Consider the following 20,446-nt stretch of genomic DNA (forward strand, 5'->3'; position numbering starts at 1 on the left):
GAACAAGCGGACAGCCATGGGTCGAGTCGTCGCAGCGGCGGTATACAGCGCCGGGAGAAAGGTCACCAACATCAGCATCGACGAGGGCAGCGAGTGGGCGAAAAAGCCCGGCCACTTCGTCTGGATCGGCCTGGAAGCGCCCAGCGCCGAGGAGCTCGCCAGCCTGCAGTGCCAGTTCAACCTGCATGAACTGGCCATCGAGGACGCGCTGGAGAAACACAGCCGGCCCAAGCTGGAAACCTTCGGCGATGCGCTGTTCATCGTCACCTACTCGCCGGTGCGGCAGAACGGCAAGCTGGAGTTCATCGAAACGCACATCTTTGCCGGCAACGGCTACATCATCACCTGCCGCAACGGCCACTCCAAATCCTACGCACTGGTGCGCCAGCGCTGCGAAGCCCGGCCGTTGCTGCTGGAGCACGGTGAGGACTTCGTGCTGTATGCCCTGCTCGATTTCGTCACCGAGAACTACCAGCCGGTCAGCGAAGCGATCCACGGCGAGATCGAAGAGCTGGAACAAAGCGTGCTCAGCAGTTCGCTGATGGAAGACGACATCCGCCGCCTGCACAGCCTGCGCCGCGACATCCTGCGCCTGCGCCGCTACGTGGCGCCGATGGTGGAAATCAGCGAGGAGCTGCAGCGGCTGAGCTTCCCCTTCATCGACAAGAACATGCGCCCGTATTTTCGCGACGTGCAGATCCACGTCACCCGGCAGATGGAAGACCTGGTGAGCATTCGCGATATCGCCAGCCAGACCATCGAGATCGGCATGCTGCTGGAGTCGTCACGCCAGAGCATCACTCAGCGCAAGTTCGCCGCCTGGGCAGCGATCCTGGCATTCCCGACGGCGATTGCCGGTATCTATGGGATGAACTTTCAGAACATGCCAGAGCTTAGCTGGCACTACGGCTACTTTGCCGTACTCGGCGTGATTGGTCTGGGCTGCACCGGGCTGTTCGCCAGCTTCAAGCGGTCGGGTTGGTTGTAGCGGGAAACTCAGGAGCCGCCCTGGCGACTCCTGACAGCTGCCTCAGGCGGCGCTTTCCTTGGCGCTCGGCGCGTGTGCGACAAAGCGCAGCATCCACTCACCAACCAGATCGCCTTGATGCTCAAGCTTGAGGCTGGCAATGGCACGCTGGTAAACCTCATCACCCAAGTGCTCCTGACGGGCATCGAGCAGCGCCCGCGAGTAGTCATGGACAAACTCAGGGTGGCCCTGGAAGCACAGCACCTGATCGCCCACATGGTAGGCAGCGTTCGGGCAGAAATCGCTCGACGCGATCACCGTGGCACCTTTGGGCAGTTGCGTAACCTGATCCTGGTGGCTGATCAGCAGGGTCAACTCGGTCACCTGCGGGTCCATCCATGGCGCATGCGCAGCCAGGGTGTAGCGGTGCACGCCCACGCCCCAGCCACGGTCGGCGCGCTCGGCCTTGCCGCCGAGCACCAACGCCAGCAGTTGGTGACCGAAACACACACCGAGCAGCTTGTCGCCACGCTCATACAGCTTGAGCAGGTACGCCTTGAGGGTCTGAATCCACGGATCATCGCCGAATGAGTCGGCCTTGCTGCCGGTCACCAGATACGCATCGAAGCGCTCGCCCTCGGGGGGATAGTCGCCGTTCATCACGTTGTACACACGAAACTCGGCCTGGTTGACCGACTGACGCAAGAACAGCTGCTCGAACATCCTGCCGTAACCCTGGTACTGCGCCGTCAGCTCAGGCCGCAGGACGTCGGTTTCAAGGATGCAGATGCGTAACGACATAGCGATAGTCCTGAACGACACATGGAGGGTTTGGCTGTAGAGACTGCCGCGAAAGACACGTACAAGCAAGTAGGCTGTACTGACGAACGGTAAGGGGTGTCACCCTTGGTAACCCCCGGCGCGCAGCGGTCTAGCCCAGAGGTATCGGGCTGCTGGCAAGTGGCCTTAAATTAAACTTGAATGACAAAGCCCGCATTTAGAACAAAGGGTTCTCAAACATGCATAACCTACACCCTACTGTTGGATGTATACCCAAAAGCAAGAGGCCAGCAGAACCGGCGTGTGGCCACGCCGCTGTGATCGACCCGACCCGGCAAAGGGAAGCCAACGGCTATTCAGGAATAACAACAAGAAGGCGGTCCGCCATGTTCAGACAATCAAAAGTACGCCAAGCCGGACTCATACTGTTCGCTACCACCTTGCTGCTGATCTTGCCGAACCTTTCTCGGCTGTTTGGCTGACAGCTTGTGTGGCTATTTCAGACACTGCATAGGTAATCTGCCGATCTCACCGGTTGGAGATTACCTATGCGCATCACCTTCGCCCTGCTGGCGCTGCTGCTCAGCCTGCCCGTGGCTGCGGGGCAGCTGAACCTTGAGCTGGGTGAGCGCACGCGCCATTGGCAAACTGCCGAGCTGCTTGCCCATCCGCAGGCACGCGATATCGACATCCCGGCAGACGTCGCCTACAAGCGGCCCATGCACTACCGCGCCGTGCCCTTGGCTGTGTTGCTCGAGGGCGTGCAGCCAGGCGAACACCTGCAGGCCATTGCGCTGGATGGCTTTGCTGCCGAGATGCCGGCTGCGCCGCTGTTAGCCAATGGCCCCGCACAGGCGTGGCTGGCGGTAGAGGACAGCGCCAGGCCATGGCCGGCACTGGGCAAAGACAAACCGAGCGCCGGGCCGTTCTATCTGGTCTGGACCAACCCTGAGGCCAGTGCCATCCGCCCTGAGCAATGGCCCTTTCAGATCGCCACCATTCGCCGCCTGGCAGCGGTCGAGCAACGCTTCCCGGCACTGCTGCCCGAAGCTAGCCTTGCCGGTGACGACCCGGTACGCCAAGGTTTTGTCCTGTACCAACAGAACTGCATGGCCTGCCACCGCCTCAATGGTGCCGGTGACGCGCAGTTCGGCCCGGATCTGAATCGCCCGTACAACCCTACCGAGTACTTTCAGCCGGCGTTTTTGCGCAAGTACATCCGCGACCCACAAAGCTTGCGCCAGTGGTCGCAGGCAAAAATGCCTGGCTTTGCCGAAAGTGTATTGAGTGAACAGGAACTGGACGCGCTGCTGGCGTATCTGGCGCATATGAGCAAGCGCAAAGGGTGAGCCGCAGGTAGAGCCATTCGCGAGCGCACTCGCGAATGACGATGGCACTTAAGCGGTTTGCCGCTCGTGCTTGACGCCCCAGCCTTCGACTTCGCCACCGAGGGGCGAAACCACCCCCTCGAAGGCCTCTTCGAAGGCACCGATGCCGCGGTAGGTTGCATACATGATCTTGCTCAACTCAAGGTTCCAGCCGCCATCATCACGTTCTCGTACCTGAGCATTCAACGACTCGCCACGAAACCGCCCGGCCGCCTGGCGGGCACCGCTTTCATCTGGAAATACCGCATAGAACTCGATGGGATGGACCTGGGTGAAGTCAAAACCGCCAGCTTTCATCTGGCGCAGGACATTGCTGCTGATGTCGTCGTTCTGGCTGCTCATGAATCGTCCTCCTGAATAATGCAATGGATAGACTTTCCGTGCACTACGCACTTGCCGGCGCCTGTAAAGGCCGCAAACAAGCCGAGCTGATCGAGCTGATGCAAGACGCGAAGAAAAACCGCGTCGGCCCGCAGAAGAGGCCGATGCGTGAGACTAGCGTAGTGCTTATCGCAGCACTACGCCAGAGGGGCTGCTCGAGGCCGTTCGCGGATGTCGCTGATGATTACGCCGTTCTGCTCCTTGAGCCAGCGCGCCGTCGGCGAGTCGCTACGGTCCTGGAAGTCATTCAAATCCAGTTCATTTAAAAGCGGAAATAACTTGGTGCGTATTGCGCGTGCCGCCTCTTCATCACTGGGACGCTGATCGCCGGTAAGCAGCAGCATCGTCGGTTCACCTTTCTGGTCGGCAAAGATGACTTCCCACTCTTTCATCGAATAACCCTCGGTGGATACGGAATTGACTGACATCCGTTCTAGCTTGACCACTGGCCGCAGGAGTTGTTCAGCGCGCTCGCCAGGCGCCCATGAAAAAGGGCCCGCCGGTTACCCGACGAGCCCTTCACAGTGCCTCAGCGCGCCCTATTTGGGCGTGCCGTGGACCACGCCTGCAGTGTTGTCGAGCAGGCTCTTGGTAGCCGTCTGGATGTAGGCTTCAAGGTTTTTCAGCAGTTCGGGCTGATCCGGGCTTTCGATCAGTTCGGCCTTGAACTCGCTGCCCAGCTGGTAGCGGTACATGCGCGGGGTCATGTCCTTGGACTCGATCAAAATCCGGTCACCCTTCACCAGGCCAACGATCTGCTCGCTGCCCGACGGTTTGATCATGCCCACGCCCTGGTCGCCTTCCGGCAGGTTGAGCAGGTCACGGCCCCAGCACTGATGACGGGTCTGACCACCCAGCCGGCCCATGATGGTCGGCACGATGTCGACCTGGGTACCGACGGTGTGATCGACCGCACCGAACTTCTCCTGAATGCCCGGGCCGATCAGCAACAGCGGCACGTTGAAGCGGCCCAGATCGAGCTCGGTGACCTGCTGATGGTTACCAAAGCCGTGGTCGCCGACGATGACGAACAGGGTTTCCTTGAAGTACGGCTCTTTACGCGCCTTCTCGAAGAACTGGCCCAGCGCCCAGTCGGAATAACGCATGGCGGTCAAGTGCTCGTCGAGACGGCCCTGGCCGGTCACTGGCTCCACCGGCAGGTCTTTGGGCAGCGCATACGGGGTGTGGTTGGAAAGCGTCTGCAGCAAGGCGTAGAACGGTTTCTTGCCGTAGTTTTTCGCCAACTCCTCCGCGCCACGGTCGAACATGTCCTGGTCGGACACACCCCAGGTCGGGTCGGAGAACACTGGATTGACGAAGTCGTTACGGCCGATGAAGGTGGTCATGCCCTGGTTGCCGAAGAAACCGGACTGGTTGTCCCAGGCAAAGTCGCCGTTGTAGACGTACACATCGTCATAGTCGCGGGCACTGAGCAGCGCTGGCAGGCCGGACAGTTTGTGGCCGCCTTCAGGGGTCTGCATCAGGTATTCGAAGCCCGGCAGGTTGGGGAAGCACGCCATGGTGGCAAACATGCCCTGGTGGGTATGGGTGCCATTGGAGAAGAAGCGGTCGAACAGCAGACCCTCCTTGGCCAGCTTGTCGAAGTACGGCGTGATGTTGTTGGGGCTGCCCAGCGCGCCCACCGAGTGACCGGCGAAGCTCTCCATCAGGATCACCACCACGTTCTTGATCGGCAGGGTGCGCTCGGCTGGCGGTACGAAATCACGGCGGATCGCGGCTTCGTCGGCATCGACCAGGGTGTCGTGCGGCGTCAGCAGCAGCTCACGCACCGCTTGCTGTGCCACTTGCTGATCGAGCACTGGCTTCCAGACATTGGCGCGGTCTTCACCGAAGCGGCTCTTGGCTGCGTCGATCAGGGTCAGGGTGCCATTGAGGCCCAGCTGGTTGACGAAGTTGGAGTCGGTGGTGAAGGCGTCGCCCCAGCGCATTGGCGGGCCTTGGCGCAGGGTGCCACGGGCGGCAATCACGGCAATCAGCAGGATCACCATGAATACGGCCAGGCGGTAATACCAGGCCACAGGCGGGCGTGGGCTACCGTGCAGCGTGCCGCTGGCAGGCCGGGTCAGCCGGTCGATGCCCTTGAACAACAGGCTCAGCAGCCAGGTGCCGATCACCCAGGCGAGCAGATAGCGCACCACCGGGAAGCCGTACCAGAGCATGCTCAGGACGGTTTTCGGGTCTTCCTTGACGTACTGGAACACCAGGCCGTTGAGGCGCTGGTGGAACTCGCGATAGAAGTCCAGCTCCATCAGACCAAGGAACATGACCACGCTCGAGGCGATCGTCAGCCACACGCGGAATACACCACGCGCTGCCATCGCGGCCGGGCTGAGGATCGCCAGCAGCAGCGGTATGCTCAGGTACACCACCACCCGCAGGTCGAAGCGCAGGCCATTGAGGAAGCCCTCGGCGACCGTGGAATACGGCGTATCGCCGATCATGTCGCTGTTGTAGACCAGCAGGCCAAGGCGTACCAGACTGAGCATCAGCATGATGACCAGGCCGCAGAGCAAGGTGTAGGCCAGGTGCGATTGCAGGGTCGGCGCGGAACGAACCGGCACAGCCCGTTGTTTCAAGGCATCCGTGTTAGCCATGAATGGGGAGATCCTAGGAGTTTGCGGGAAGGCGACAGCGCCCATAAGCCCTGCCAGCGGTGGTGGCAATAGGGCAAACGCGGCATTGTGCGGCGCGGATTCTGGTTAATCCAGTGTGAAAATTGTGTCACGAAGCAGTGACTGCGCAGTCAGCCCCGCGCTGGCACGGGGCTGGTCCTGGTCGATCAGGTCAGACGCGCACGTTACCGCGCGGCCCGGCGATGGCCCAGATGATCAGGCCCACTACCGGCAGTACCAGAATCAGCAGAATCCAGAGCAGTTTACTGCCAGTGGACCCGCCGCTTTTGACCACGTTGATGATCGCCCAGATATCCAGGGCAAGAATGATCAGGCCGATCAGGCCGTTGAATGTCGATCCCATGCAGGTGCTCCCCATAAAGTCATGTCAGGTGAGCATAGTCGCCTATCACGTCGATAGAAGGGAATCCTTGGCGAGCAGGCGCGGTCACTGCTTAGACTGCTTCATCCATTGCCCAGAGGTTCGCATGCCCCCCGCTCACACCGACAGCGCCGTCGACAGTCCGTCCGTTTCCCGCCTGTTCAGTAGCCTGCGCCAGCATGCGCAGGCGTCGCCGTGGCTGAGCGCAGGCCTGGGGCTGGCCTTGCTGGCCATCCTCGGCTTGCTCGGCGCCAGCATGTGGAATGCGGTCAATGGCGATCACTCGGAGAACCTGCACCTGGCCGTGCTCGGCGGCCTCGCCGGCTTTGGCGCGACGGCGCTGGGCGCGGTGTTGGCGGTGGTGCTGCGCGATGTCAGCTCGCGTAGCCAGGATGTAATGCTCGGCTTTGCCGCCGGCATGATGCTCGCGGCCAGTTCGTTTTCGCTGATTCTGCCGGGGCTGGAAGCAGCCCGGGAGATTACCGGCAACGGCGCAGCAGCAGCGTTGACCGTGGTGGTCGGCATGGGCCTGGGCGTATTGTTGATGCTCGGTCTGGACCGCTTCACCCCGCATGAGCACGAGACGGTCGGCCGGCAAGGGCCTGAGGCCGAGCGGATCAATCGGGTGTGGCTGTTTGTGCTGGCGATCACCCTGCACAACCTGCCCGAGGGCATGGCCATCGGCGTCAGCTTTACCAATGGCGACATGGCTGTCGGCCTGCCGCTGACCAGCGCCATTGCCATTCAGGACATCCCCGAAGGCCTGGCAGTCGCCCTCGCCCTGCGCGCGACCGGGCTGTCGAACTTCAAGGCGGCGCTGGTTGCCGTGGGCTCCGGCTTGATGGAACCGCTAGGCGCGGTGATCGGCCTGGGTATCTCCACCGGCTTTGCCCTGGCCTACCCGATCAGCATGGGCCTGGCGGCGGGCGCAATGATCTTTGTGGTGTCACACGAAGTGATCCCCGAGACCCACCGCAACGGCCACCAGACTTCGGCAACGCTGGGTCTGATGGGCGGCTTTGCGGTGATGATGTTCCTCGATACTGCGCTGGGATAACCCCAGCGCGCGCTCCCCGGCTCAAACGTGGACGGCGACCTTCAAGGCTTCCAGTGCAGGCTCGACTTTGATGTTGAGCTGCTGACCCAATTCCAGCACCCGCGCCAGGTCATGCTGGCCCACCATGACCATCTGCAGCTCCTCGTCCAGCAACTGGCTGAAGTTGAGCAGTACATAGCCACCGGCTTCCTTGTTCAACGCAGCCATCTGCACCTGAATGCGGTTGAGCGCAGTCAGCGCCTCGGTCTTGGCCAGTTGCTTGGGCTTGAGGTTGAGGGCGACGCTGCTGTCGAACGACTCGCTGATCGCCTGGAACAGCTCTTGGTAGCTGTCACCGATGAATACCACCGTCTCCGGCAAGCTGCCGAGCACGATCCATTCGCCCAGCGGCATCGGGTAGCTATCGTCGTAGTTGATGTCTGGATTGGCAGCGAGGAATGCGGCGGGGTCGGCGTAGGCCTGGGCGGCCTCGTCGGCAATGCGCTCGATCTCGTCATCGGGCATGCAGCCGGCACCGATGAGGCTGATGAATTCGCGCAGTTGGTCTTTCATGTGGGGGCTCTGCAAGGTGAAAAAATGACGCCAAGGATAGCGGGAAATTGGGGGCGCGGGTTTATGGCTTTTGCAGGGTTCGGAATTTTGGGGCTGCTTTGCAGCCCTTTCGCGACACAAGGCCGCTCCTACAGGGGACCGCACCAGTCTGGCGGACGCGGTCCCCTGTAGGAGCGGCCTCGCCGGGGCGCCGGACCGGTCGGAAAAGGGCGCGCAGCGCCCCCAGCATTCGCCCAACCCCCAAAGATTAACCGGCGAGCGCCTGCAAGCGCGCTGCAGTATCAACCGCACCCATGGTCTGCGCTGCCGCCAGGGCGTTGGCACCGCGCACATCCTGGCGTACCGGGTCTGCGCCCTTGGCCAGCAGGAACTCAAGAATTTCGCTGCGGTTGAACATTGCCGCCAGCATCAACGCCGTACGCCCGTCGGCAGCGGCGGCATCCACCGGTACCCCATGCTCGATCAGCAGCTCGATCATCGGCAGGTCACCCTTGAACGCCGCGCCAGCAATCGGCAACTGGCCGTTGTCGTTGGCAAGCAGCGGATCGGCGCCGTGTTCCAGCAGCACGCGCACGGCCTGATGATGGCCGTGGTAACTGGCAAGCATCAGCAGGGTATCGCCCTTGTGATTACGCAGGTTGACCGGCAGGCCGCTGTCGAGCAGGCGCCCCAACATGTCGGCGTCGCCACGGCGGGCGCGGTCGAACACCTCTTCGGCAAATGCGGCTGCTTCATCGTCGTTCATGGTGGCGGGCTGTTGGTCGGACATCTGTAACCTCCTGGCAAAATGGATGGCCCAAGTGTTGGTCAGGCACTGCCAGTGGGTCAAAGGTTCAGATTCTATGGGGGCAAGAGGCTGCGGCTATGACCTTGCAAAATGCACTGTGCAAATTGCATGACCTTGCACACTGCACGAGGCGTAAAATCAATAATAGATTCAAGCTACTGATTTTAAAGGGGTTTTTTTCAAAGCAAAAGCTGGCACGGTCACTGCAACCATCAACTCAACGTCTGCACACACATTCAGCCAGGAGTTGATATGGACCTTATTCAGCAAAAATTCGCCTCGGTCTTTTCCGCCTACTCGGTCAACACTCAGCCACGCCCTGACGGCGGCATCCTGCTGACCCTGCGTGCTGCCGATGGCAAGGTTACCCGCCGTGTACTGACCTATGGCCAAATGCACAGCGCCGAGCAGTTGTCGTGGGCCATCAGCGCTATCCGCCGTGACCTGGCTGAACAAGCCAGTGAGCTGCCAGTGATCAACATGTTGCAAAGCCAGCAGCGCTTCGCACTGCCGACTTATCGTTAAGCAAAAAGCACTTGCGCGAAGCTGATCCTGCACAGCCTGTTCAGGCTTTACAGGAGCAGCCTTGCAGCGCTGGCGAGGGCGCAATCCTCGCCAGCACTACCCTTCAGAGTTCGTCCATCCGCAAAAATTCCCTTGCTGCCGGATCTCCGGTGAATTGCGCCTTTACGCCTTGCTCGTCGCGGAACAATCGTGCTGCCAGGCAAAACGGCGAGTCACCCAGGTCAATCCAGCGCCGCGTCTGCGCCGGAACGTGCAACACATCGCCCTTCTCGCATACCACCGCATACACGAACTCGCCCAAACGCAGGGCCACCTGAGCACGTCCGCTGATCACGGCGAACAGCTCGTCGCTGCTATGCACATGCTCGTCGCGCAGATCGATCTGCGACTCGACGGCACCTTCCTGATTGAGCAGGCTGACCGCGCTGAAACCGTTGGTGGTCAGCAACTGATCGAGCGGCTCACGCCAGGCATCGAGCACCTGATCATCAGGCGTACCCGGACGAATACGCACATCCGCAGGTTGCCGGGCAAAATGCACGCCGTGCTCGGCGAGGGTCGCGGCGATATCGTCGTGGTGGGTCAGAACCTTGTTCGGCTGGCCGGGGCTGGAGGGGTGGAAAACACTGAGGATGCTCATCAGGGGCTGTTCCTGCTATCGGTCATTCGAGTGGCAATGATACCGGCTGCGGCAAAGGCTGCGACGCTGGCCATACCAAAGGTGAAGTTGGGGCCCAGCAGGTTCCAGCTGTAGCCCGCATACAACGCGCCAAGCGCGCCGCCAGTGCCGGACAGCGCCGCATACAGCGCCTGACCCTGGCCTTGCTGGCGGGCGCCGAAGCTGGCCTGGACGAAGGCAATCGAGGCGGCATGGAAGCAGCCGAAGGTGGCCGCGTGGAGCAACTGCGAGACGATCAACACGCCAGCGTGGTCGGCCAGGCTGCCCAACAGCAGCCAGCGCAGGCCGGCCAGGACAAAGCTGACCAGCAGCACCTGGCGCACCGAGAAGCGCGCAAATAACCGGCTCATGGCCATGAACATCAACACTTCCGCGACAACCCCCAGCGCCCACAGCAAACCGATGCTGCCGCGGCTGTAACCCAGATGCTCCAGGTGCAGGGTGAGGAAGGTGTAGTACGGCCCATGGCTGAACTGCATCAACGCCACGCACAGGTAAAACGCAATCACCCCCGGCGCCAGCAACTGGCGACCAAAGCCCCCTGCCTTGCTGCGTTCGGCGTTCTCCACCGGCTGGGCGTTGGGCACCCACAGGCTGGCGCCGAAAATCCCGGCCATGATCGCCACCAGCGCCAGCGGGTAGATATCCAGGCTCAACCATTCAAACAACTGGCCCAGGCCCACCACCGCCAGGATGAAGCCGATCGAACCCCACAGCCGCACCTGGCTGTAGCGCGAGGTCTGGCCGTGCAGGTGGGCCAGCGTAATCACCTCGAACTGCGGCAGTACCGCATGCCAGAAGAACGCATGCAGGGCCATCACCAGCGCCAGCCAGGCGTAACTCTTGCCGAAGAAGATCAACGAGAAACTGGCCAGTGTTGCCAGCGCGCCAAGGCGCACAATCAACAGCCGCTGACCGCTGCGATCACCCAGCCAACCCCACAGGTTGGGCGCCACGCAGCGCATCAGCATGGGGATCGCGACCAGCTCGCCGATCCGCGCCGGGGAAAATCCCAGATGATCGAAATACAGCGCCAGAAACGGCGCAGTAGAGCCGAGCAACGCGAAGTAACAGAGGTAGAAACTGGACAGGCGCCAGTATGGGATGGGCGGCATGGGCGGGGTCGTCATGTACTGCCGTGGGCGGCCCGCAAGCAGGCCGCCCGTGGCGTGCGAAATTTACAGCTGGCGCAGGACCGGGGTAGTGACCCGCACATCGGCGTTTTGCGCGCGGTGGCGCAGCAGATGGTCCATCAGCACCAGGGCCATCATCGCCTCGGCGATCGGCGTGGCGCGGATGCCAACGCACGGGTCATGGCGACCTTTGGTGATGACCTCCACCGGATTGCCATGGATGTCGATCGACTGGCCGGGGGTGGTAATGCTCGAGGTCGGCTTCAAGGCCAGGTGGGCGACAATTGGCTGGCCCGAGGAGATCCCGCCGAGAATGCCACCGGCATTGTTGCTGAGGAAGCCTTGCGGGGTCAGCTCGTCACGGTGCTCGGTGCCGCGCTGGGCGACGCTGGCAAAGCCGGCGCCGATTTCCACGCCTTTGACCGCGTTGATGCTCATCAGCGCATGGGCAAGTTCGGCATCGAGGCGATCGAAGATCGGCTCGCCCAGGCCAGGCATGACGCCTTCGGCGACCACGGTGATCTTCGCCCCGACCGAGTCCTGGTCGCGGCGCAGTTGGTCCATGTAGGCCTCGAGCTCCGGTACTTTGTCCGGGTCGGGGCTAAAGAAGGCATTGTCTTCGACGCTGTCCCAGGTCTTGAACGGAATCTCGATCGGGCCGAGCTGGCTCATGTAGCCGCGCACGGTGATACCCAGGCCAGCCAGGTATTTCTTGGCGATGGCACCTGCCGCTACGCGCATGGCCGTTTCGCGGGCCGAGCTGCGCCCGCCGCCACGGTAGTCACGCTCACCGTATTTGTGGTGATAGGTGTAGTCGGCGTGGGCCGGGCGGAACAGGTCCTTGATCGCCGAGTAGTCTTTGGACTTCTGGTCAGTGTTGCGGATCAGCAGGCCGATCGAGCAGCCGGTGGTGCGCCCTTCGAACACGCCGGAGAGGATTTCGACTTCGTCCGGTTCCTGGCGCTGGGTGGTGTGACGGCTGGTGCCAGGCTTGCGCCGGTCGAGGTCGCGCTGCAGGTCGGCCTGGGAGATTTCCAGACCTGGCGGACACCCATCGACAATGGCGACCAACGCCGGGCCATGGCTTTCGCCAGCGGTGGTAACAGTGAACAGCTTGCCGTAGGTATTGCCGGACATGGACGCTCCGCGAAATCAGCCTGAATGGGGTGCAGCCGGCAGTATACGGAAAGCAGCCACCTTGCGACGAGTCTGCGGGCTGATTTGTTGCCTGCAGCGGCCAGAACCTTCGTCAGAGCGCTGGGTCAAACCCTCAACTCACTACGAAGCCCTGCCCATGCTGCGCCTCACCGCCCTGCTCGTGCTGCTGTGCAGCACCCTCGCCAATGCCGCCGCCCCAACTGTTCTGCAACGCCCGATCGAACTCGATACCGGCAACGGCGTGCTCTACGGCAGCCTGCTGCTACCGCAACAGGACACCCCGCCGCCGGTGGTGCTGATCATTGCCGGCTCCGGCCCGACCGACCGGGATGGCAACAATCCGGCGGGCGGGCGCATCGACAACCTCAAGCGCCTGGCCTTGCTGCTGGCCGGCGAACACATCGCCAGCGTGCGCTTCGACAAGCGCGGCGTGGCCGCCAGCCAGCCGGCGACTCCAGACGAGCGCAACCTCAGCGTCGAGGCTTACGTGGCCGATACCGTGGCCTGGGCGCACAAGCTCAAGGCCGACCCGCGCTTCGGCCCGTTGATTCTGCTCGGCCACAGCGAGGGCGCGCTGATTGCCACCCTGGCCGCTGAACAAGCCGGCGCCAGCGCCGTGATCAGCCTGTCAGGCAGCGGTCGACCGGTGGCCGAAGTCATCCGCGAACAACTGGCCCAGCGCCTGCCGCCGGCGCAACTGGCCCAGGGCACCGCTTTGCTCGACAGCCTGCAGGCGGGGCAGACCAGCCTCAACGTACCGGTACCGCTGCGTCAGGTGTTCCGCCCGACCGTGCAGCCGTACCTGATCTCGCTGCTGCGTCAGGACCCGGCTGCGGCGTTCGCCCAACTCCAGGTGCCGGCGCTGATCATCCAGGGCCGCAACGACGTGCAGGTGGATGTGGCCGATGCCGAACTGCTCAAGGCGGCCAAGCCAGATGCGCAATTGGTGTTGATCGATGGCATGAACCACACCCTGCGCATCAGCCCGCGGGACATCAGTGGCCAGCGGGAAACCTACCAGAATCCAGAGCTGCCGCTGGCGCGCGAACTGGGCCAGCGGATCGTCGCTTTTATCCGGCAATTGCCACCAGCTTGAGTAGATCGCCCTCAGGTCTTGCCTTTGCCTGCCGATAAGCAGGCATTGGCCCGCGTTTGACTGGCCGACCCCGATTCGAGGACGACCGTGATGACCGATGCCCCAGCCACCGAAGCGACCGCAGAGCCGCAAGCCCCGGAAAGCGCCCCGCTGCCCTGGGCGGATCTGGCCGCCGAGCACTTCCAGTTGCTGCGCCTGGCGCCGCTGCCCACCGACCGCCACACCGGCCCACGGCCGCTGCGCTTCGTGCAGTTTGGTTATGCCGAGCGCCACAGCAAAGAGCACAGCCTGCTGCGCATGCAGATCACCCTGCCGGGGCAAAAGGTGCGCAAGGAGCAGAACCAGCTCGACATCCGCGTCGATCACGAACTGCAACGAGTCTCCATTGGCGGCGAAAACGGCCTGCAGATGGAGCCGCTCAACCGCGGCCTGGGCCGCTATCTGTTTGCCCAGGCGGTGCAGTGGCTGCAGGCCAACTGGTCGCACTACCGCATCGAGGCGGTGGCGTTGCCGAACAAGGATGCCCTCAACGAAGACACACGCTTGCGCCGCGACAACGTGCTGCGCTGCGTCGGTGTTGAAGTCGAGTATGTAGAAGGGCAACTGCTCAAAGGGCGCACGCCCGAGCTTGCCGTCAGCCAGCTCAAGGGCGGCTGGAATACCGACAAAGTGCAGCGGGTGGACATCCTCGAATCGGCCGGCATGCTGCAACAGGCCGAGCAGACCTTGCTGGAGAAAGAAGCGCAGATCCGCGAGCGGGATGAACGCGTGGCCAAGTACCGTCGTGAAGACGGCGGGCTGCGTTTCACCATCACCTGCCTGGTGGCCTTTGCGGTGTTCCAGGCAGGCCTGCTGATCTGGATCGCTACACGCTGATCGGGTAGCCAATTGGGGCCGCGTTGCAGCCCCAAAACAATCGAATCAGACCCGCGCCTGAAACAATTCCTGATGCTGCCGGCACTGCTCGGCAGTCAGCATGAACACGCCATGCCCGCCGCGCTCGAACTCAAGCCAGGTGAAGTCGACCTCGGGGTACAACGCCTCGACGTGGACCTGGCTGTTGCCCACTTCGACAATCAGCAAACCCTTGTCGGTCAGGTGCTCGGCCGCTTCGGCGAGCATGCGCCGCACCAGGTCCAGGCCATCGTTGCCGCAGGCCAGGCCCAGTTCTGGCTCATGGTGGTACTCAGCCGGCATGTCGGCGAAATCTTCGGCATCGACATACGGCGGGTTGGACAGGATCAGATCGAAGCGCTGCCCCGGCAGACCGGCGAAACCATCGCCCTGCACGGTGAACACACGCTGATCGAGGCCATGCCGTTCGATGTTCTGGTTGGCCACTTCAAGAGCGTCGAAGGACAGGTCGGCCAGCACCACCTCGGCCTCGGGGAACACGTCAGCCGCGACGATACCGATGCAGCCGGAGCCGGTGCACAGGTCGAGGATGCGCGCCGGTTCCTGCGCCAGCCATGGCTCGAAGCGTTTTTCCAGCAGCTCACCAATCGGCGAACGCGGCACCAGCACGCGTTCATCGACAATGAACGACATGCCACAGAACCAGGCTTCGCCGAGCAGGTAAGCGGTCGGCACGCGGTCTTCGATGCGGCGTTTCAGCAGGTGCAGCAGGCGCACGCGCTCATCGTCTTCCAGGCGGCAGTCGAGGTAGCTGTCGGCGATTTCCCACGGCAGGTGCACCGAGCCCAGCACCAGCAGGCGGGCTTCGTCCCAGGCATTGTCGGCACCGTGGCCGAAGAACAGCTCGTTCTCGTGGAAGCGGCTGACCGCCCAGCGAATATGGTCGCGCAGAGTGCGCAGGCGTGAAGTGATCACGGGGGACTCCTTTTCAGACAGCCTGAAAGTCTAACAGGCCCACCCGCTGAAATGTTCCACCAACGCCCTGCCGGTGGGTAGAAGCCAGTAATTGCATCGCTTGCGATGTCAACCATTCCCATCGGCGGCCAAGCAGGGGACAATAGCCCGACAAAAGCCCTGCTCAAGGAGCCCTTGATGTCTGTTCCAACCACGATGTTCCGCCTCAGCGGCCGCGACTATCCGCCGGCCAAGCTGGGCAACGCCAGCCTGATCATCATCGATGCGCAGAAGGAGTACCTCAGTGGTCCCCTGCAACTGTCGGGCATGGACGAGGCCGTGGCCAACATCGCCAGGTTGCTCGACGCGGCGCGCAAGGCTGGCCGGCCGATCATCCATGTACGCCACCTGGGCACCGTTGGCGGCCTGTTCGACCCACAAGGCCCGCGCGGCGAGTTCATCGAAGGCCTGGAGCCACGCGGTGACGAGATCGTCATCGAAAAGCGCATGCCCAATGCCTTCAAGAACACCTCGCTGCACGAAACGCTGCAGAACAAGGGCCACCTGGACCTGATCGTGTGCGGTTTCATGAGCCATTCCAGCGTCAGCACCACGGTCCGCCGCGCCAAGGACTATGGTTATCGTTGCACGCTGGTCGAGGATGCCTCGGCCACTCGCGATCTGGCGTTCAAGGACACGGTTATCCCGGCGGCACAGATTCACCAGGGCGAAATGGCCGTGATGGCCGACAACTTTGCCTGTGTTGCACCGACTGCCAGCCTGGTCTGAGCACGGTTGAGCGCCTGCCGGGCGGGCGGAACCGGGTGACTGCAGGTGGGTCGAATGGCCGATAGCGCAGAGGAAATTCGCAATGAAGCTTTCTGACAGTTTCGACGCCAAGCGCCTGCGCTCGCGCCCGCCGCGCAACTGGACGGCGCGGTTGGGCGCTGGTCTGTCTGTACTGATCGCGACCTTGGGCATCTTGTTGATGATGGCCGGGTTTGCCGGTTTGCTGGGCAACTATGCAGCGCTGGCGGATTTGAATGCCAACCGGACGCTGGCAGCGACCGTGCTCGGTGGCGGCGTGTTGTTGCTGTGGTTGGGGGTTTGGTTTTGGCGACGCAGCCGGATCAGATTGCGCCGTGGGCGTGAATTGAACATTGCGCCGCATTTGATGAAGAAGCACGACTGACGTCCCCTGGGGCCGCTTCGCGACCCTATCGCGACACAAGGCCGCTCCTACAGAAGAGCAGATTGCGCGGTCCCTGTAGGAGCGGCCTTGCCGGGGCGCCGGACCGGTCGGAAAGGGTCGCGCAGCGGCCCCCGCTGCCTCCCCCTGACCCGCAGACTCGAGTAAACTCCCCGGCCCACGTGGAGGCCTGCATGCAAGACGATGACTTTTCCCTGTTCCATGCCGAAGTGCGCGGTGTAAAACCGATCAAGCACGATCGCGCCGAGGTCGGCAAAGCCAAGCCTGACCGCAAGCAGCTGGCCGGCCTGCGCCAGTCCGCCACGGTGCGCAGCGATCAGCCACTGGTGGTCGACGGCATGTCCGATCAGTTCGTCATTGATGTGGCCGCCGAAGACGAGCTGTCATGGCGCCGCGATGGCGTGCAGGAAAGCCAGCTGCGCAAGCTCAAGCTCGGCCAGATCGCTTTTGAAGGCAGCATCGACTTGCACGGCATGAGCGTCGAGAAAGCTCGCGAGATCCTCTGGGCGTTCCTTGCCGAGGCGACCAAGCTGGAAGTGCGCTGCGTGCGCGTGACCCACGGCAAGGCGGCGCGCCTGGACGGCAAGCGGCCGATGATCAAGAGCCACGTCAACACCTGGCTGCGCCAACACCCCCAGGTACTCGGCTTCACCTCATGCCAGGCGCGCCACGGCGGCACTGGCGCGGTCTACGTGATTCTGAAACGAACCATGCTCGACGGCCGCGACGAATAACGCCGCGCTTGCAGCGCCGTCGTTGCCGCCGTACCCTTGCGTATTTGCGTTTACTCCCACAGGTAGATCCATGTCCCTGGAACAGAACTACACCGAGATCCTCAGCCAGATTGGCGAGGACGTCTCCCGCGAAGGCCTGCTCGACACGCCAAAGCGGGCCGCAAAGGCCATGCAGTACCTTTGCCGCGGTTATCAACAGACCCTGGAAGAGGTCACCAACGGCGCGCTGTTCACCTCCGACAACAGCGAAATGGTGTTGGTGCGGGACATCGAGCTGTATTCGATGTGTGAGCACCACATGCTGCCGTTCATTGGCAAGGCGCATGTAGCCTACCTGCCCAAGGGCAAAGTGATCGGCCTGTCCAAGGTCGCGCGGATCGTCGACATGTACGCCCGCCGCCTGCAGATCCAGGAAAACCTCAGCCGCCAGATCGCCGATGCCATCGAAAAGGTCACGGGCGCTGCAGGTGTGGCGGTGGTTATCGAGGCCAAGCACATGTGCATGATGATGCGCGGCGTCGAAAAACAGAATTCGAGCATGATCACCTCGGTGATGCTCGGTGAGTTCCGCGCCAATGCCGCGACTCGCAGCGAGTTTCTCAGCCTGATCAAGTGATCGGCTGGTGATCCCGAACCGACCCTAACGGGTCGGTTTTTTATTTGTTCAGGAGTTGCCCCATGATCGTCAAAGCCCTGCGAGTCGGCCTCGGCCAACTTATCGTGTTCGGCGACTTGATCAGCCGCCCGGCCAAGCGCAAGCGCGATGCCGCGGCCCAGGCTGCGGTCGAGCAGCAGGCCAAGGGCCTGGCTTTGTACCAGTTCCATGCCTGCCCGTTCTGCGTGAAGACCCGGCGTAACCTGCATCGGTTGAACGTGCCGGTGGCGCTGCGTGATGCCAAGAACGACCCCCAGCATCGCCAGGCGCTGCTCGAAGGCGGCGGCCGGGTCAAAGTGCCGTGCCTGCGCATCGAAGAAGCCGGGGAAGTGACCTGGATGTATGAGTCCAAGGCGATCATTGCTTATCTGGATCAGCGCTTCGGTACAGTCTGAGATTGCTGGGGCCGCTTCGCGGCCCTTTCCGACCGGTCCGGCGCCCCGGCGAGGCCGCTCCTACAGGGACCGCGCAGTGTCCGAACTACGCGGTCAACTGTAGGAGCGGCCTTGTGTCGCGAAAGGCCAGCGCAGCTGGCCCGACGATGTCGGCGCTGAAACAGCGATCTGCGCCCCCCTTCACTCCCCCATCGGCACATGCCGCGGATGCTCGGCCACCCGCACCAGCCACTCGCGCACTGCAGGGTATGCCGCCAGGTCAAAGCCACCCTGATGCGCCACATGGGTGTAGGCATACAGCGCCACATCGGCAATCGAGTACTGCTCGCCGACCAGGTACGGGGTCATCTCCAGCTGCTTGTTCATTACCTTGAGCGCCTTGTAGCCGCCCTTGTGCAGGCCTTTGTATTCTTCCAGGCGGTCATCCGGCAGGCCCAGGTAATACTGAATGAACCGCGCCACGGCGATGTACGGTTCATGGCTGTACTGCTCGAAAAACTGCCACTGCAACACTTGCGTTCGCAGGCGCGGCTCGGTCGGCAGGAACTCGCTGCCATCGGCGAGGAAGTTCAGAATCGCGTTCGACTCCCACAGGCAGGTGCCGTCTTCAAGCTCTAGCACCGGCACCTTGCCGTTAGGGTTCTTGGCGAGAAACTCGGGGGTTTCGGTCTCGCCTTTGAGAATGTCCACCGGGTGCCATTCAAATTCATGCCCGAGCAGGTTCAGCATCAGCTTGACCTTGTAGCAGTTGCCCGATTTGTAATCGCCGTAAACCTTGTACATCGCCCCTTCCCCTCTGCGCAGTTGTCGACCTTGGGCCAATAGTTGGCGACTGTACGGCTAAAAGCAATGGTCGCTGTATGGCAAGGATCAAGCTTGGCCGCGTTAGCCTGCAAAAAATACTTACATGTACAAGGACAGCACCATGACCGATGCCACCTCAGCGCGCCTGCGGCCCTTGGCAGACAGCTCCCCCTCGGCGGTGGTTGCCGGCTTCATCGCCATGCTTACGGGCTACACCAGTTCGCTGGTGCTGATGTTCCAGGCCGGCCAGGCTGCCGGGCTGACCACCGCGCAGATCTCTTCGTGGATCTGGGCGCTGTCGATCGGCATGGCGGTCTGCAGCATCGGTTTGTCGCTGCGCTATCGCACTCCGATCACCGTGGCCTGGTCGACCCCGGGCGCGGCGCTGTTGATAACCAGTCTTGGCGGCGTGAGCTACGGCGAGGCTATCGGCGCCTACATCACCTGCGCGGTGCTAGTGTTGATCTGCGGCCTGACCGGCAGCTTTGAACGCCTGGTCAAACGCATCCCGGCTTCGCTGGCTTCGGCGTTGCTGGCAGGCATCCTGTTCAAGATCGGCAGCGAGATCTTCGTTGCGGCGCAGCACCGCACCCTGCTGGTGCTGGGCATGTTCTTCAGCTATCTGCTGGTCAAACGGCTGTCGCCGCGCTACTGCGTGCTGGCCGCGCTGGTGGTCGGCACGGCGTTGTCGGGGGCGTTGGGCCTGCTCGACTTCAGCCACTTCAACCTGCAGGTGGCTACACCGGTGTGGACTACCCCGAGCTTTTCGCTGGCGGCGACCATCAGTATCGGTATCCCGCTGTTTGTGGTGGCGATGACCTCGCAGAACATGCCCGGCGTGGCCGTGCTGCGCGCCGACGGATATCAGGTGCCGGCCTCGCCGCTGATCACCGCCACCGGCTTCGCCTCGTTGCTGCTGGCCCCGTTCGGCTCGCATGGGGTCAATCTGGCGGCTATCAGCGCAGCGATCTGCACCGGCCCGCATGCCCACGAAGACCCGAGCAAGCGTTATACCGCAGCGGTCTGGTGCGGGATTTTCTACGGCATTGCCGGGGTGTTTGGTGCGACGCTGGCCGCGCTGTTTGCCGCCCTGCCCAAGGAACTGGTGCTGTCGATTGCGGCACTGGCGCTGTTTGGCTCGATCATGAACGGGCTGAGCGTGGCCATGAGCGAGCCGCGCGAGCGCGAGGCGGCGTTGATTACCTTCATGGTTACTGCCTCGGGGCTGAGCCTGTTCTCGATCGGCTCGGCGTTCTGGGGGATTATTGCTGGGGTGATTACTCTGATGATCCTCAGTCCGCGCAGGGCTGGCTGAGGGGGG

24 protein-coding genes are annotated in these 20,446 nt (G+C 62.4%); 12 read left to right on the forward strand and 12 right to left on the reverse strand.

The genetic code is table 11. From position 1 onward, the window contains the following. Nucleotides 1–16 precede the first annotated feature (16 nt). Nucleotides 17–988, forward strand: a complete 972-nt coding sequence (locus ACQZ2L_RS20995) for a magnesium and cobalt transport protein CorA (RefSeq protein WP_430327687.1) — start codon at nt 17–19, stop codon at nt 986–988. A gap of 42 nt (nt 989–1,030) precedes the next feature. Here ACQZ2L_RS20995 and ACQZ2L_RS21000 read toward each other — a convergent pair whose 3' ends face one another. Then, nucleotides 1,031–1,768, reverse strand: a complete 738-nt coding sequence (locus tag ACQZ2L_RS21000) for an amidotransferase (RefSeq protein WP_103438161.1) — start codon at nt 1,766–1,768, stop codon at nt 1,031–1,033. A 527-nt stretch (nt 1,769–2,295) separates the two neighbouring features. On the opposite strand from ACQZ2L_RS21000, the gene ACQZ2L_RS21005 reads away from it, so the two are divergent. After that, nucleotides 2,296–3,096, forward strand: coding sequence for a c-type cytochrome (locus tag ACQZ2L_RS21005; protein ID WP_430327688.1), 801 nt, complete (start codon nt 2,296–2,298; stop codon nt 3,094–3,096). A gap of 48 nt (nt 3,097–3,144) precedes the next feature. Here ACQZ2L_RS21005 and ACQZ2L_RS21010 read toward each other — a convergent pair whose 3' ends face one another. The 4 genes from ACQZ2L_RS21010 to ACQZ2L_RS21025 all read right to left on the reverse strand — a co-directional run bounded on the left by ACQZ2L_RS21010 (nt 3,145) and on the right by ACQZ2L_RS21025 (nt 6,513). Then, complete coding sequence (locus tag ACQZ2L_RS21010; protein ID WP_430327689.1) at nt 3,145–3,477, reverse strand: ribonuclease E inhibitor RraB; 333 nt, start codon at nt 3,475–3,477, stop codon at nt 3,145–3,147. Nucleotides 3,478–3,653: 176 nt separating this feature from the next. Next, nucleotides 3,654–3,908: a hypothetical protein gene (locus tag ACQZ2L_RS21015; protein WP_430327690.1), complete on the reverse strand. Its 255-nt coding sequence runs from the start codon at nt 3,906–3,908 to the stop codon at nt 3,654–3,656. A gap of 147 nt (nt 3,909–4,055) precedes the next feature. Next, entirely contained in the window at nt 4,056–6,131 is a 2,076-nt protein-coding gene (locus ACQZ2L_RS21020) for an LTA synthase family protein (protein WP_430327691.1), read from the reverse strand. 190 nt (nt 6,132–6,321) lie between these two features. Continuing rightward, the gene (locus ACQZ2L_RS21025; protein ID WP_101321588.1) at nt 6,322–6,513 is read right to left on the reverse strand and encodes a PLDc N-terminal domain-containing protein; all 192 of its coding nucleotides are present in this window, start codon (nt 6,511–6,513) and stop codon (nt 6,322–6,324) included. A 124-nt stretch (nt 6,514–6,637) separates the two neighbouring features. On the opposite strand from ACQZ2L_RS21025, the gene ACQZ2L_RS21030 reads away from it, so the two are divergent. Then, on the forward strand, nt 6,638–7,588 hold the full coding sequence (locus ACQZ2L_RS21030) for a ZIP family metal transporter (protein ID WP_430327692.1): 951 nt from the start codon (nt 6,638–6,640) through the stop codon (nt 7,586–7,588). Nucleotides 7,589–7,609: 21 nt separating this feature from the next. Here the strand turns inward: ACQZ2L_RS21030 and ACQZ2L_RS21035 are convergent, their stop codons facing one another. Together ACQZ2L_RS21035 and ACQZ2L_RS21040 are read right to left on the reverse strand one after the other, a co-directional pair. Beyond that, nucleotides 7,610–8,140: a hypothetical protein gene (locus ACQZ2L_RS21035; RefSeq protein WP_101321590.1), complete on the reverse strand. Its 531-nt coding sequence runs from the start codon at nt 8,138–8,140 to the stop codon at nt 7,610–7,612. A gap of 247 nt (nt 8,141–8,387) precedes the next feature. Further along, nucleotides 8,388–8,909 carry an ankyrin repeat domain-containing protein gene (locus tag ACQZ2L_RS21040; protein WP_430327693.1) on the reverse strand — a complete coding sequence of 174 codons (522 nt, stop codon included), beginning with the start codon at nt 8,907–8,909 and terminating at the stop codon, nt 8,388–8,390. 270 nt (nt 8,910–9,179) lie between these two features. Here ACQZ2L_RS21040 and ACQZ2L_RS21045 point away from each other — a divergent pair, with 270 nt between their 5' ends. Next, complete coding sequence (locus ACQZ2L_RS21045; RefSeq protein WP_103438169.1) at nt 9,180–9,452, forward strand: DUF3509 domain-containing protein; 273 nt, start codon at nt 9,180–9,182, stop codon at nt 9,450–9,452. Nucleotides 9,453–9,555: 103 nt separating this feature from the next. On the opposite strand, the gene ACQZ2L_RS21050 is transcribed toward ACQZ2L_RS21045, so the two are convergent. The 3 genes from ACQZ2L_RS21050 to aroC form a co-directional block, all read right to left on the reverse strand. Next, a complete protein-coding gene (locus tag ACQZ2L_RS21050) occupies nt 9,556–10,092 on the reverse strand; it encodes an oxidase (RefSeq protein WP_430327694.1) in 537 nt (178 codons plus the stop codon). Next, nucleotides 10,092–11,246, reverse strand: a complete 1,155-nt coding sequence (locus ACQZ2L_RS21055) for an MFS transporter (protein WP_430327695.1) — start codon at nt 11,244–11,246, stop codon at nt 10,092–10,094. Before ACQZ2L_RS21055 ends, ACQZ2L_RS21050 begins: the two co-directional genes overlap by 1 nt. A gap of 63 nt (nt 11,247–11,309) precedes the next feature. Continuing rightward, entirely contained in the window at nt 11,310–12,401 is a 1,092-nt protein-coding gene (gene aroC / locus ACQZ2L_RS21060) for a chorismate synthase (RefSeq protein WP_430327696.1), read from the reverse strand. A gap of 157 nt (nt 12,402–12,558) precedes the next feature. Here aroC and ACQZ2L_RS21065 point away from each other — a divergent pair, with 157 nt between their 5' ends. Both ACQZ2L_RS21065 and ACQZ2L_RS21070 read left to right on the forward strand, forming a co-directional pair. Continuing rightward, complete coding sequence (locus ACQZ2L_RS21065; RefSeq protein WP_430327697.1) at nt 12,559–13,518, forward strand: alpha/beta hydrolase; 960 nt, start codon at nt 12,559–12,561, stop codon at nt 13,516–13,518. Between the two features lie 90 nt (nt 13,519–13,608). Beyond that, nucleotides 13,609–14,394, forward strand: coding sequence for a hypothetical protein (locus ACQZ2L_RS21070; protein WP_430327698.1), 786 nt, complete (start codon nt 13,609–13,611; stop codon nt 14,392–14,394). Nucleotides 14,395–14,439: 45 nt separating this feature from the next. Here ACQZ2L_RS21070 and prmB read toward each other — a convergent pair whose 3' ends face one another. Then, complete coding sequence (gene prmB, locus ACQZ2L_RS21075) at nt 14,440–15,348, reverse strand: 50S ribosomal protein L3 N(5)-glutamine methyltransferase (RefSeq protein WP_101321598.1); 909 nt, start codon at nt 15,346–15,348, stop codon at nt 14,440–14,442. Between the two features lie 177 nt (nt 15,349–15,525). Between prmB and ACQZ2L_RS21080 the strand changes: the two genes are divergently transcribed. From ACQZ2L_RS21080 to ACQZ2L_RS21100, 5 genes are all read left to right on the forward strand, one after another. Beyond that, complete coding sequence (locus tag ACQZ2L_RS21080) at nt 15,526–16,116, forward strand: cysteine hydrolase family protein (protein ID WP_101321599.1); 591 nt, start codon at nt 15,526–15,528, stop codon at nt 16,114–16,116. A gap of 82 nt (nt 16,117–16,198) precedes the next feature. Then, nucleotides 16,199–16,519, forward strand: coding sequence for a hypothetical protein (locus tag ACQZ2L_RS21085; RefSeq protein WP_430327699.1), 321 nt, complete (start codon nt 16,199–16,201; stop codon nt 16,517–16,519). Between the two features lie 191 nt (nt 16,520–16,710). Continuing rightward, nucleotides 16,711–17,271 carry a Smr/MutS family protein gene (locus ACQZ2L_RS21090; protein WP_101321601.1) on the forward strand — a complete coding sequence of 187 codons (561 nt, stop codon included), beginning with the start codon at nt 16,711–16,713 and terminating at the stop codon, nt 17,269–17,271. A 70-nt stretch (nt 17,272–17,341) separates the two neighbouring features. Next, nucleotides 17,342–17,887, forward strand: a complete 546-nt coding sequence (gene folE, locus ACQZ2L_RS21095) for a GTP cyclohydrolase I FolE (RefSeq protein ID WP_314876110.1) — start codon at nt 17,342–17,344, stop codon at nt 17,885–17,887. 62 nt (nt 17,888–17,949) lie between these two features. After that, on the forward strand, nt 17,950–18,321 hold the full coding sequence (locus tag ACQZ2L_RS21100) for a glutaredoxin family protein (RefSeq protein ID WP_430327700.1): 372 nt from the start codon (nt 17,950–17,952) through the stop codon (nt 18,319–18,321). 180 nt (nt 18,322–18,501) lie between these two features. On the opposite strand, the gene ACQZ2L_RS21105 is transcribed toward ACQZ2L_RS21100, so the two are convergent. Further along, nucleotides 18,502–19,104 carry a glutathione S-transferase family protein gene (locus tag ACQZ2L_RS21105; RefSeq protein ID WP_430327701.1) on the reverse strand — a complete coding sequence of 201 codons (603 nt, stop codon included), beginning with the start codon at nt 19,102–19,104 and terminating at the stop codon, nt 18,502–18,504. Between the two features lie 142 nt (nt 19,105–19,246). On the opposite strand from ACQZ2L_RS21105, the gene ACQZ2L_RS21110 reads away from it, so the two are divergent. Then, nucleotides 19,247–20,440, forward strand: a complete 1,194-nt coding sequence (locus tag ACQZ2L_RS21110) for a benzoate/H(+) symporter BenE family transporter (protein WP_430327702.1) — start codon at nt 19,247–19,249, stop codon at nt 20,438–20,440. Nucleotides 20,441–20,446: the final 6 nt, after the last annotated feature.

The organism is Pseudomonas shirazensis (assembly GCF_050496565.1).
Taxonomy (GTDB): domain Bacteria; phylum Pseudomonadota; class Gammaproteobacteria; order Pseudomonadales; family Pseudomonadaceae; genus Aquipseudomonas; species Aquipseudomonas shirazensis_A.